Origin of the sequence: Streptomyces sp. NPDC101151 (assembly GCF_044768335.1) — a bacterium.
Lineage (GTDB): Bacteria > Actinomycetota > Actinomycetes > Streptomycetales > Streptomycetaceae > Streptomyces.
This window is the reverse complement of record NZ_JBIWPP010000005.1, coordinates 226,105-238,212: the sequence shown is the minus strand read 5'-3', so window position 1 is coordinate 238,212 and position 12,108 is coordinate 226,105. Positions and strand designations below refer to the sequence as shown.

10 protein-coding genes are annotated in these 12,108 nt (G+C 67.5%); 6 read left to right on the top strand and 4 right to left on the bottom strand.

Translation table 11 applies throughout. From position 1 onward, the window contains the following. Positions 1-2: 2 nt before the first annotated feature. On the bottom strand, positions 3-596 hold the full coding sequence (locus tag ACIRU3_RS11930; protein WP_404055006.1) for a single-stranded DNA-binding protein: 594 nt from the start codon (positions 594-596) through the stop codon (positions 3-5). Between the two features lie 77 nt (positions 597-673). Further along, the gene (rpsF, locus tag ACIRU3_RS11925) at positions 674-964 is read right to left on the bottom strand and encodes a 30S ribosomal protein S6 (protein ID WP_005482942.1); all 291 of its coding nucleotides are present in this window, start codon (positions 962-964) and stop codon (positions 674-676) included. Positions 965-1,227: 263 nt separating this feature from the next. Between rpsF and ACIRU3_RS11920 the strand changes: the two genes are divergently transcribed. The 3 genes from ACIRU3_RS11920 to ACIRU3_RS11910 all read left to right on the top strand — a co-directional run bounded on the left by ACIRU3_RS11920 (position 1,228) and on the right by ACIRU3_RS11910 (position 3,958). After that, entirely contained in the window at positions 1,228-1,542 is a 315-nt protein-coding gene (locus ACIRU3_RS11920) for a hypothetical protein (protein ID WP_404055003.1), read from the top strand. Positions 1,543-1,721: 179 nt separating this feature from the next. Next, on the top strand, positions 1,722-2,843 hold the full coding sequence (femX, locus tag ACIRU3_RS11915) for a peptidoglycan bridge formation glycyltransferase FemX (protein WP_404055000.1): 1,122 nt from the start codon (positions 1,722-1,724) through the stop codon (positions 2,841-2,843). A gap of 83 nt (positions 2,844-2,926) precedes the next feature. Next, the gene (locus ACIRU3_RS11910) at positions 2,927-3,958 is read left to right on the top strand and encodes an alanine racemase (RefSeq protein WP_404054998.1); all 1,032 of its coding nucleotides are present in this window, start codon (positions 2,927-2,929) and stop codon (positions 3,956-3,958) included. Positions 3,959-4,048: 90 nt separating this feature from the next. On the opposite strand, the gene ACIRU3_RS11905 is transcribed toward ACIRU3_RS11910, so the two are convergent. Both ACIRU3_RS11905 and ACIRU3_RS11900 read right to left on the bottom strand, forming a co-directional pair. Continuing rightward, positions 4,049-5,581: a glycosyltransferase family 87 protein gene (locus tag ACIRU3_RS11905; RefSeq protein ID WP_404054995.1), complete on the bottom strand. Its 1,533-nt coding sequence runs from the start codon at positions 5,579-5,581 to the stop codon at positions 4,049-4,051. Between the two features lie 129 nt (positions 5,582-5,710). Continuing rightward, positions 5,711-7,978 carry a transglycosylase domain-containing protein gene (locus tag ACIRU3_RS11900; RefSeq protein ID WP_404054992.1) on the bottom strand — a complete coding sequence of 756 codons (2,268 nt, stop codon included), beginning with the start codon at positions 7,976-7,978 and terminating at the stop codon, positions 5,711-5,713. Positions 7,979-8,736: 758 nt separating this feature from the next. Between ACIRU3_RS11900 and ACIRU3_RS11895 the strand changes: the two genes are divergently transcribed. The 3 genes from ACIRU3_RS11895 to ACIRU3_RS11885 all read left to right on the top strand — a co-directional run bounded on the left by ACIRU3_RS11895 (position 8,737) and on the right by ACIRU3_RS11885 (position 11,992). Next, entirely contained in the window at positions 8,737-9,420 is a 684-nt protein-coding gene (locus ACIRU3_RS11895; RefSeq protein WP_404054989.1) for a helix-turn-helix transcriptional regulator, read from the top strand. Between the two features lie 43 nt (positions 9,421-9,463). Further along, the gene (locus tag ACIRU3_RS11890; RefSeq protein ID WP_404054986.1) at positions 9,464-10,546 is read left to right on the top strand and encodes an inositol-3-phosphate synthase; all 1,083 of its coding nucleotides are present in this window, start codon (positions 9,464-9,466) and stop codon (positions 10,544-10,546) included. 135 nt (positions 10,547-10,681) lie between these two features. Next, the gene (locus ACIRU3_RS11885) at positions 10,682-11,992 is read left to right on the top strand and encodes an MFS transporter (protein WP_404054983.1); all 1,311 of its coding nucleotides are present in this window, start codon (positions 10,682-10,684) and stop codon (positions 11,990-11,992) included. The last annotated feature ends 116 nt before the right edge of the window (positions 11,993-12,108 follow it).

The window sequence follows — 12,108 nt, the reverse complement described above, 5'->3', positions numbered from 1 at the left end:
ACCTAGAAGGGGGGCTCGTCCGAGTAGCCGCCACCGCCGCCGGAGCTTCCGCCCCAGCCGCCGCTCTGCTGGCCGCCGCTCTGCTGGCCGCCACCGGCGGGAGCGCTGGTGGCCCACGGGTCGTCGGCCGGAGCGCCGCCACCCTGCTGGCCGCCACCGGAGCCACCGCCCCAGCCGCCGCCACCCTGGCCGCCACCGCCGCCGTAACCACCCTGGCCACCGCGAGCGCCACCGGCGGTCTTGGTGACCTTGGCCGTGGCGTTGCGCAGGCTGGCGCCGACTTCCTCGACGTCCAGCTCGTAGACCGTGCGCTTGACGCCCTCACGGTCCTCGTAGGACCGCTGCTTCAGCCGGCCCTGCACGATGACGCGCATGCCTCGCTGGAGCGACTCGGCGACGTTCTCCGCCGCCTGACGCCAGACCGAGCAGGTCAGGAACAGGCTTTCGCCGTCCTTCCACTCGTTCGTCTGGCGGTCGAAGGTGCGGGGAGTGGACGCGACGCGGAACTTCGCGACCGCCGCACCGGACGGGGTGAAGCGCAGCTCGGGGTCATCGACAAGGTTGCCGACGACCGTGATGACGGTCTCGCCTGCCATGGGGGAACCTCTCGGCGGGTTTGCTGCTGGCTGCTGGTGCTGCTACTCGAATCCCGAGATCGGCTGAGCGGGAAAGCTCAGTGGGTCTCGGGGCGGAGGACCTTGGTCCGGAGGACCGACTCGTTCAGGTTCATCTGGCGGTCGAGCTCCTTCACGACCGCAGGCTCGGCCTGCAGGTCGATGACCGAGTAGATGCCCTCGGGCTTCTTCTTGATCTCGTACGAGAGACGACGACGGCCCCAGGTGTCGACCTTCTCGACCTTTCCGTTGCCCTCACGGACGACGGAGAGGAAGTTCTCGATCAGGGGGGCGACAGCGCGCTCCTCCAGATCGGGGTCGAGGATGACCATCACCTCGTAGTGACGCATGTGGAACCCACCTCCTTTGGACTCAGCGGCCACGGTCGTTCCGTGGCAGGAGGGTTGTGATGCGTACGCAACGGTATCGGCCACCACTGACAATCGGGGGTTTCCGCGGGGATCCCCACAGCGGCCTGGGCAGACACCGGTGCAGACCGTACAGACTACCCGCACACCCGCTTCCGGTTGAAATCCGGCGGTGGGGACCGTCAGTCTGTACACATCGGGTGTGTAAGGCGCTACAGTGCGCCGCGATCCGCAGGAGGTCCCTCATGACCCAGGCATTGCGACCCAACACCGCCGGATCCTTCTTCGCCACTGACGGCAAGGCCCATCCACTCCAGGACGCCCTGACGGTGGCGACACTGGTCCTGGGCGTGCTGTCCTTCGCCACCTCCTTCTTCCATGGCCTTCATCTGCTCACGTCCTGGACCGGCCTGCTGGGGATCATCGTCGGGATGTACGGGCAGTGGATCTCGGAGACCACGCGCGAGCGGACCGGTCTGATCCTGGGTCTCGGTGCCTCGGGGGTCGGCTTCCTGATCGGCATGGCACACGGCGGGCTGTTCGGCGGGCTCATCGGCTGACCCTCCCGGCCATCGGTCCGGCACCGTCTCCGACGCCGTAAAAACGCCCCAGCGGCCCGACAGCCGGGGCGAAGGTGCCGTACGCCCAGTCGGGGCGCTCGCAAGGCGCAGTAGGCTTCGGCGCGAGAGCCGGAGCCCCTGTACCCATGGGGACACACCAGCCCGAGGAGCGCCCCGACATGAGCCTGACCCTGAGGACCATCAGCCGCGAGCAGCATCTGGCCTACATCCAGAGCCTGCCGGCGGCGAGCCACATGCAGGTCCCGGCATGGGCCGATGTGAAGGCTGAGTGGCGCTCGGAGAGCCTCGGCTGGTTCGACGAGCGCACCGGCGAAATGGTCGGTGCGGGCATGGTCCTCTACCGCCAGCTGCCCAAGATCAAGCGCTACCTCGCCTACCTTCCCGAGGGCCCGGTCATCAACTGGTTCGCACCGAACCTGGACGACTGGATCCAGCCGATGCTGGCACACCTCAAGCAGCAGGGCGCCTTCTCCGTGAAGATGGGCCCGCCGGTCATCATCCGCCGCTGGAACGCGGAGACCATCAAGCGGGGCATCCAGAGCCCGGACGTGAAGCGCCTGCGCGACATGGAGGCCGACTTCATCGAGCCGCGCGCCTTCGAGGTGGCCGACAAGCTGCGCCGTATGGGCTGGCAGCAGGGCGAGGACGGCGGCGCCGGCTTCGGCGATGTGCAGCCCCGCTATGTCTTCCAGGTGCCGCTGGCCAACCGCTCCCTGGAAGAGGTCCACAAGAACTTCAACCAGCTGTGGCGACGCAACATCAAGAAGGCCGAGAAGGCCGGCGTCGAGGTCGTCCAGGGCGGCTACCAGGACCTCGCCGAGTGGCAGCGGCTGTACGAGATCACGGCCGTGCGCGACCACTTCCGGCCCCGCCCGCTGTCGTACTTCCAGCGCATGTGGACGGCCCTCAACTCCGAGGACCCCAACCGCATGCGGCTGTACTTCGCCCGCCACAACGGCGTGAACCTGTCCGCCGCGACCATGCTGATCGTCGGCGGGCACGTCTGGTACTCCTACGGCGCCTCCGACAACATCGGCCGTGAGGTCCGGCCCTCGAACGCGATGCAGTGGCGGATGCTGCGCGACGCCTACGCGCTCGGCGCCACCGTCTACGACCTGCGCGGCATCTCCGACTCGCTGGACGAGACGGACCACCTGTTCGGCCTGATCCAGTTCAAGGTGGGCACTGGTGGGCAGGCCGCGGAGTACCTGGGCGAGTGGGACTTCCCGCTGAACAAGCTGCTGCACAAGGCGCTCGACATCTACATGTCGCGCCGCTGAGCCGCGGGCGTTTGATTCCATAGGCTTCACAGCTTTCACACCTCTGATACACCGCAGCCACGAGAAAGGTTCCGGGTCCGGCCATGGCGCTCACGCTTTACGTCGACACCGCGCGCTGGCGGGCGCACCACAAGCACGTGCACGAGCAGTTCCCAGGTCTCGTCCCGGTCTGCAAGGGCAACGGCTACGGCTTCGGACACGAACGGCTCGCGGAGGAGGCCACGCGACTTGGCGCGGACGTCCTCGCCGTCGGCACCACGTACGAGGCCGCACGCATCAAGGACTTCTTCAGCGGGGACCTGCTGGTGCTCACGCCGTACCGGCGCGGTGAGGAACCCGTCCCGCTGCCGGACCGGGTGATCCGGTCGGTGTCGTCGGTCGACGGCGTGTACGGCCTGGTGGGTGCCCGTGTCGTCATCGAGGTGATGTCCTCGATGAGGCGGCACGGCATCAGCGAGCAGGAGCTGCCGCAGCTGCACGCCGCCATAGAGAACGTCCGGCTGGAGGGCTTCGCCATCCACCTGCCGCTGGACCGCACCGACGGCTCGGACGCCGTCGAGGAGGTCATCGGCTGGATGGACCGGCTGCGCGCGGCCCGGCTGCCGCTGCACACCATGTTCGTCAGCCACCTGAAGGCCGAGGAACTCGCGCGACTCCAGCAGCAGTTCCCGCAGACCCGGTTCCGCGCCCGCATCGGCACGCGGCTGTGGCTGGGGGACCACGAGGCCACCGAGTACCACGGTGCCGTCCTGGACGTCACGCGCGTGGCCAAGGGCGACCGCTTCGGCTACCGGCAGCAGAAGGCGGCCTCTGACGGCTTCCTGGTGGTCGTGGCGGGCGGTACGTCGCACGGAGTGGGCCTGGAGGCCCCGAAGGCCCTGCACGGCGTCATGCCGCGCGCCAAGGGCGTCGCACGGGCCGGCCTCGCCACGGTCAACCGGAACCTTTCTCCGTTCGTCTGGGGCGGCAAGCAGCGCTGGTTCGCCGAGCCGCCGCACATGCAGGTGTCGATCCTGTTCGTCCCGTCGGACGCCCCCGAGCCGAAGGTCGGTGACGAGCTGGTGGCCCACCTGCGGCACACCACCACGCAGTTCGACCGGCTGGTCGACCGCTAGGGCCGGCCCGGGCGGGCTGCCGAAGCGAAAAGGCCGTACACGAATCGCTCGTGTACGGCCTTCTCCACGGCCGCCGAAGACCCTGTTCGCTCAGAGCGAACGGTCGTCGTGCCGCTGCGGTTCCGGCCTTCCCCAGTCCACCGGAGGCGCGTCGAAGTGGGCGGCGTGCCGCGGAGGATGGGCCGCCGCGCCGAGCACGAAGACGTCCTTCGCCCCGTCGAGCACCCCGCCCGAGGGATCGTCGTCCCCGGACCGGCGCACCACGTCCCGCTCGGGCATGAGGATGTCCCGTACGACGACGGCGCACAGGTACAGCGTGCCCAGCAGATGCAGTGCGATCGCCCAGTGGTAGCCCTGCGTCGGCAGGCCCTTGTGGGCGTCTCCGCTGGTCGTGTAGGCGAGGTACAACCAGATGCCCAGGAAGTACGCCACCTCGCACGCCTGCCAGATGAGGAAGTCCCGCCACTTCGGCCGGGCGAGGACCGCCAGCGGCACCAGCCACAGGACGTACTGCGGGGAGTAGACCTTGTTGGTGAGGATGAAGGCGGCCACCATCAGGAAGGCGAGCTGGGCGAAGCGCGGCCGGCGCGGTGCGGTGAGCGTCAGCGCCGCGATACCGACGCAGCACAGTGCCACCAGCACACTGGCCGAGGTGTTCACGAAGTCGGTGGTGGGCGGGTTGCTGGAGTTCTGCGCCCAGATCAGCCAGAAGGAGCCGAAGTCGACGCCCCGGTCGTGACTGAATGTGTAGAACTTCGACCAGCCCTGGAAGGCGAAGAGCATCACCGGCAGGTTCACGACGAGCCAGGAGACGACGGCTCCGCCGACGGCCTGGAAGAACTCCCGCCACTTGCCGGCCCGCCAGCACAGCACGAACAGCGGGCCGAGCAGGAAGATCGGATAGAGCTTGGCGGCCGTGGCGAGCCCCAGGAGGACTCCGAAGGCCACGGGGCGGCCACGTGACCACATCAGCATTGCCGCGGCCGTCAGGGCCACCGCGAGCAGGTCCCAGTTGATGGTTGCGGTGAGGGCGAAGGCGGGCGCCAGCGCGACCAGCAGACCGTCCCAGGGACGCCGGTGGTGGGTGCGGGTCACACAGACGGCGATGACGGCCGTGCACGCCATCAGCATCCCGGCGTTGACGAACCAGTACCACTGCTCCTGGTGCTGGATGGTGCCGCTGCCGGGGGTGAGCCAGGCGGCCACTTCCATGAACACACCGGTCAGCACCGGGTATTCGAGGTAGTCCATGTCGCCCGGCAGCTTGTCGAAGTACGGCACCAGCCCGTCGGCGAAGCCGCGCCCCTGGTAGAGGTGCGGAATGTCCGAGTAGCAGGCGTGTGTGTACTGCGAGCTCGCGCCGAAGAACCAGGCGCTGTGGTAGCAGGGCGCCTTCTGTACGAGGCCGAGCGCGAACATGCCGATCGCGACGATCGTGATGACCCTCACGGGGGTCCACCAGGACGCCCCGAGCAGGGCACGTCGCCCGATGGGGCCGCCGATCAGCTCACTCCCGGCCGCGGCGACCTCGTCCTCCCGGGTCGGCTGCACCGGCTCCGCACCGGCAGGCCGCACAGGCTCGGGCTCGTGCACGCTCGCGGGCGTCATCTCTGCACTGGGCATGGGGCACATCCTGCCGTACCTGCCTAGGAATACGGCGAGGGCCGCCGCACCTCGTGGGTGCGGCGGCCCGTGTTTCACGTGAAACACCCTTGGCGGGCGATTTGACCGCCAACCGGTCAGGCCATCGGGCTACCCGTTCTGACCTGCGAAGATTCCTCCGTTGCCGTTGCCATTGCCTCTGGTGGTGCCGGTGCCGGAGGTATCGGTGACTGTCGGCGTGGGCGTCGTGCCTCCGTCCGTGCCGCCGTTCCCCGTGCCGCCGTTGTTGTTGCAGTTGTTGCCCCAGCCGAACTGACAGGACTCGCTCGCCGACGGAGACGGGGACGTGGCCGTGTCGCTCGGCGTCGGGCTCGGCGAGTTGCTGGGGGTCTGGCTCGGCGTGATGGTGACCGACGGGGTCGGGGAAGGCGCACCTGCCTCGTCCTGGATCTCACCGATCTTCCCGGCGTCCGGGAAGCCGGGGTCATTCGCGTTCTTCAGTGCGGCTCTCATGTACTCGGTCCACACCGACGTCGGGATGTCACCACCGTGGATGGAGTCCTTGCCCGCCGTGCCGTTCATGGAGAGCAGCTCGTGGTCCTTCGGGTTTTCGCGGAACATCGCCACCGAGGTCGACAGCTGCTGGGTGTAGCCGACGAACCAGGCCGACTTGTTCTTGTCGGTGGTACCGGTCTTGCCCGCCGCCGTACGGCCCAGGGCCTTGGCGTTCGTACCCGTACCGTTCTGGATGACGTTCTGCAGGACGTCCGTGACGTTGTCGGCGATGTCCGAGCCCATGGCCTGCTTGACCTTGGGCTTGTCGAAGCCGAACTGGTCCTCGCCGTCCTTCTTGACGGCGGTCACCGAGTACGGGTCCGCCTGCTTTCCGGACGCCGCGAAGGTCGCGTAGGCATCGGCCATGCGGATCGCGCTGGGAGTGGAGGTACCGATGGCGAACGACGGGTTGAGGTCCTGCGACATGCTCTGGTCGAGGATGCCGGCCGACTTGGCGACGTCCCGCACGTGCGTCATTCCGACATCCACGCCGAGCTGAACGAAAGGCGTGTTGATGGACTGCTCCATCGCCTTGCGCAGCGTGATGTAACCCCACTTGTGCGGACTCTCGTTCTTCTGGAAAAAGGTCGAGTTGTCCTTGTTGAGATAGTATGACCCGTCCGGCCTCGCGACCTTGAGATGGTCGTTGCCGTTGTACTTGCTCAGCGGCGACACCGGTGTGCCCGGAGATTTGTACGTGCCGTACTCCATGGCCGCGGCCAGCACGAACGGCTTCCACGTCGAACCGACGGGGACACCGGAGGTGTCGGCGTTGTTGGTGAAGTGGCCGTTCTCGTAGCCGTCACCGCCATAGAGAGCGACGATCGCACCGTCATTGGGAACCACCGACGCCGCACCGAACTGGACGTACTTGTCCAGGCTGCGCTTGGGGTTGAGCCGCTCCTTCTGGATCTTTTTCACGGCTGCGCTGAGGGCGTTGACCTTGTCCTTCTTGAACGTCGTGTAGATCTGGTAGCCGCCCCTGTCGAAGTCCGTCTCCGAGATGTTGGAGTGCGCAAGGACGTACTTCTTCGCCGTGTCCGCCAGGTAGCTGATCTGGCCGGTCATGCCCTTCGTCGCCTTGCGCCCCTGAGGCTCGGGGTACTTCTTGATGGCTTCCTGGTACTGGGCATCGGTGAGGTGCTTGTCCTTGTGCATCTCACCGAGGATCCAGGACCAGCGCTCCTGGGAGCGCTTGGTGTTGGCCGCCTGGCTCGCCGCCTTGTCGAGGTCCTGGTTGCCGGCCGGGTCGTAGTACGTCGGGCCCTTCAGCAGCGCCGCGAGGAAGGCACACTCGCTCGGCTCGAGGTCGACCGCGTCCTTGCCGTAGTAGGTCTGAGCTGCGGCCTGGATGCCGTAGGCACCCCGGCCGTAGTACGAGGTGTTGAGGTAGCCCTGCAGGATCCGCGGCTTCTGGAGCTTCGTCCCCACCTTGATGGAGATGAACATCTCCTTGAACTTACGGGTGACGGTCTGGTCCTGGCTGAGGTAGGTGTTCTTGACGAACTGCTGGGTGATGGTCGAACCACCCTGCGTCTGACCGCCTCGGGCCATGTTGGCCAGCGCTCGTGCGATACCCCTGGGGTCGACGCCCGAGTCCTGGTAGAAGCTCTTGTTCTCGGCCGAGATCACGGCCCACTGCATGGCCTCGGGGATCTTGTCGATGGTGACGTTCTGGCGGTTCACGCCAGTGCCCGTGGCCACCATCTGACTCTTGTCTGCCCAGTAGTAGACGTTGTTCTGCGACTTGGCGGCGATGTTCTCGCTGGGGATCTGAACCATCGCGAAGCCGATGCCGACCAGGGCGACAAGACAGCCGAAGAAGCCGACGAACAGACCCGAGACGAGCTTCCAGGACGGCACCCAGCGATGCCACCCGTACTTGCCCGCCCGCGGGTAGTCGATGAACCGCTTCTTGCCGGGTGCTGTCGCCGCACGGCCTCTGCCGCGACCGGGACCAGTCGGTCCGCCCGGACCGCCACGCCGGCCACCCGGACCTGTGTTGTCGGCGGCCTTGCGTCGGCCGCCGCCTTTCTGCGCCGCCCGGCGGGCCTCGGCACGGCCGCTGTAGGGGCGCTCTTCACCCCCCGAGCCGTAGGAGTCCGACCCATGGGAACTGGAACCATAGGAGTCGGCAGAAGACCCGGTGGCGCCTCGCGGTGCCGCACGGCGGCCGGAGGACGAGCCGGACTGGCCGCGTCGGGCCGCGGCACGTCCGCCTCCCTGCGGCTGCGGCGGTTTGCGACGGTGCTCGCTCATCGAACGATTACTCCTCGGGCAGGCGCACCCGTGCGCGCCTGTAACGGCGGCTGGTTTCCGGTCCCCCCGAAGTACGGATGTGGTCGGTCCCGCATTCACCCGTACTGCACCGGGGACGATGACGCCCCCCAGGCGTCACTTGGTTCCCGGTGGTCTGCATGCCGCACAGACTACGCACCACCAAAACCATCCGAGCCCCGAAGTTCACCCCAAAACAGGCAACTTGCCTCCTGCGAATCGGTGATGTGATCCCGTTCACCGTCCTCCCTCTTGTCCCATGCGGAAGGCCGTTCTATCGTCTGGATGTATCGAGTCGATACATCAGCACGACATAAAGGCGCACGGACCGAGAGGAGGCGATCATGAGCCGACGTTCCGGCATCCTTGAGTTCGCCGTACTCGGGCTGCTGCGCGAGTCCCCGATGCACGGCTATGAGCTGCGCAAACGACTCAACACGTCTCTGGGTGTGTTCCGGGCGTTCAGCTACGGGACCCTGTACCCCTGCCTCAAGACGCTGGTCACCAACGGCTGGTTGATCGAGGAACCGGGCAGCACCCACGAGGACGCCCTTGCCGCTCCCCTCGCCGGACGCCGCGCGAAGATCGTGTACCGATTGACGGCAGAAGGTAAGGAGCACTTCGAGGAGCTTCTTTCGCAGACCGGTCCCGACGCGTACGAGGACGAGCACTTCGCCGCGCGGTTCGCCTTTTTCGGGCAGACCTCGCGCGATGTGCGCATGCGCGTGCTGGAGGGCCGGCGCAGCCGCCTGGAGGAGCGCCTGGAGAAGATGCGCGCCTCTCTGGCGCGCACCCGGGAGCGCCTCGACGACTACACGCTTGAGCTCCAGCGCCATGGGATGGAGTCCGTGGAGCGCGAAGTGCGCTGGCTGAACGAGCTCATCGAGAGCGAGCGGGCCGGGCGGGACCTGAGGGGTTCCGTATCCGGGGGGTCCGCTCAGCAGGACACCACATCTGGAGCGACGGGCGGCCTGCCCCGTCCCGGGGAAACACCCCGGACGGATACGCCCGGCGACACCGCCACGTGAGACCCACTCAGGGCCTCACTCGTACACACAGGGAGCAACCGGAATGGGTTCGGTTCGCGTAGCCATCGTCGGCGTGGGCAACTGCGCTGCGTCGCTGGTGCAGGGAGTCGAGTACTACAAGGACGCCGACCCGGCGTCGAAGGTCCCCGGCCTGATGCACGTGCAGTTCGGTGACTACCACGTCGGTGACGTCGAGTTCGTCGCCGCCTTCGACGTGGACGCCAAGAAGGTCGGCCTCGACCTCGCGGACGCGATCGGTGCCTCGGAGAACAACACCATCAAGATCGCCGATGTGCCGAACACCGGCGTCACGGTCCAGCGCGGCCACACCCTCGACGGTCTCGGCAAGTACTACCGCCTCACCATCGAGGAGTCCGCCGAGGAGCCTGTCGACGTCGTCCAGGTCCTCAAGGACAAGCAGGTCGACGTCCTCGTCTGCTACCTGCCCGTCGGCTCCGAGGACGCGGCGAAGTTCTACGCCCAGTGCGCCATCGACGCCAAGGTCGCCTTCGTCAACGCCCTTCCGGTCTTCATCGCCGGCACCAAGGAGTGGGCGGACAAGTTCACCGAGGCGGGCGTCCCGATCGTCGGTGACGACATCAAGTCCCAGGTCGGCGCCACCATCACGCACCGCGTCATGGCGAAGCTGTTCGAGGACCGTGGCGTGCGCCTGGAGCGCACGATGCAGCTGAACGTCGGCGGCAACATGGACTTCAAGAACATGCTCGAGCGTGACCGCCTCGAGTCCAAGAAGATCTCCAAGACGCAGGCCGTCACCTCCCAGATCCCCGACCGGGACCTCGGCGAGAAGAACGTCCACATCGGCCCGTCCGACTACGTCGCCTGGCTGGACGACCGCAAGTGGGCCTACGTCCGCCTCGAGGGCCGTGCCTTCGGTGACGTCCCGCTGAACCTGGAGTACAAGCTCGAGGTCTGGGACTCCCCGAACTCGGCCGGCATCATCATCGACGCCCTGCGCGCCGCGAAGATCGCCAAGGACCGCGGCATCGGCGGCCCGATCCTCTCCGCTTCGAGCTACTTCATGAAGTCCCCGCCGGTCCAGTACTTCGACGACGAGGCCCGCGAGAACGTCGAGAAGTTCATCAGCGGCGACGTCGAGCGCTAGCTCGACTCTGCGCAGCGCGCCGGCTCGGCATGACACGGTGCGCTGATCACGCCGAAGAGAACGCTCCTGCCAGGGCTGTGAGGGTCCCCGGGTTTCCCGACCCGGGGACCCTCCGCATGTGTGAGGCTGGGCCCCATGCCCGTCGTCCGTGACCTGCGCGTCCTGCTGCGCCTGCGGGACTTCCGACGCCTGCTGTACGTACGTCTCCTCTCTCAGGGCGCCGATGGCGTCTACCAGGTCGCGCTCGCCGCGTATGTCGTCTTCTCCCCGGAGAAACAGACCTCGGCCACGGCCATCGCCTCGGCGATGGCCGTCCTGCTGCTCCCTTACTCTCTGGTCGGCCCGTTCGCAGGCGTCCTGCTCGACCGCTGGCGGCGCCGCCAGGTCTTCGTGTACGGCAACCTGCTGCGCGCGCTGCTGGCGGTGGCCACCGCCGTACTGATGGTCAGCCATGTGCCGGACTGGCTGTTCTACGTCTCCGCTCTGTGTGTCACGGCCGTCAACCGCTTCGTGCTCGCCGGGCTGTCCGCCGCCCTGCCTCGCGTGGTCGACACCGAGCGTCTGGTGCTCGCCAACTCCCTGTCCCCGACGGCAGGCACACTCAGCGCCACCGCAGGCGGCGGCCTCGCGTTCGCCGTACGGCTCGTGGCATCGGGCTCCGATGCCGCGGTGGTACTGCTCGGCGCCTTCCTGTATCTGTGCGCCGCTCTGACCTCACTGAGCATGGCTCCCACACTCCTCGGGCCCGACCGGGAGCCGGCACCACCTCGCCTGCAGACCGTGCTCGCAGACACCGCTCGCGCCCTGCTCGCATCCGTCCGGCATCTTGCCGAGCCCCGGCGCCGGGAAGCTGCGTGGGCGCTGGCGGCGATGACGCTGATGCGCTTCTGCTACGGCGCGCTCCTGGTCCTGTTGCTCATGCTGTGCCGGTACGCCCTCTCCACGACCCCCAACGCCGGGCTCCGACTGCTCGGACTCGCACTGGCCGCCTCCGGCGCGGGCTTCTTCGCGGCCGCCGTGGTGACACCGTGGGCAGTGGGGCGGCTCGGCCCCGGCCGCTGGATCGCCGTCTGCTCCGGCGCCGCCTCGGTTCTGGAACCCGCACTGGGTCTGCCGTTCGCCACCGGCCCCATGCTCGTCGCGGCCTTCGTCCTCGGGCTGATCACCCAGGGCGCCAAGATCGCCACGGACACGATCGTCCAGGCGTCGGTCGAGGACAGATTCCGGGGCCGGATCTTCTCCGTGTACGACGTCCTGTTCAACGTCGCCTTCGTCGGCGCTGCCGGAGTGGCCGCCCTGATGCTCCCACCGGACGGCCGTTCGGTGGTGCTGGTGGTACTTGTCGCCCTGATCTATGGCGGGGTCGCTGCGGCCATGGCTCGCTTCGAAGCACGCCGAGACAACAAGCGGGGCGATGTTTCACGTGAAACATCGCCCCCTCGATAGGGCGTCGGGTCGTGTTTCACGTGGAAAAACACCCCGCCGCGGCCGCCGCGCAGCACGGCCCCCCACACCAAGTGGGCCGGCCACGCCCCGTCGTGGTCCATCGGGCCGTACACCAG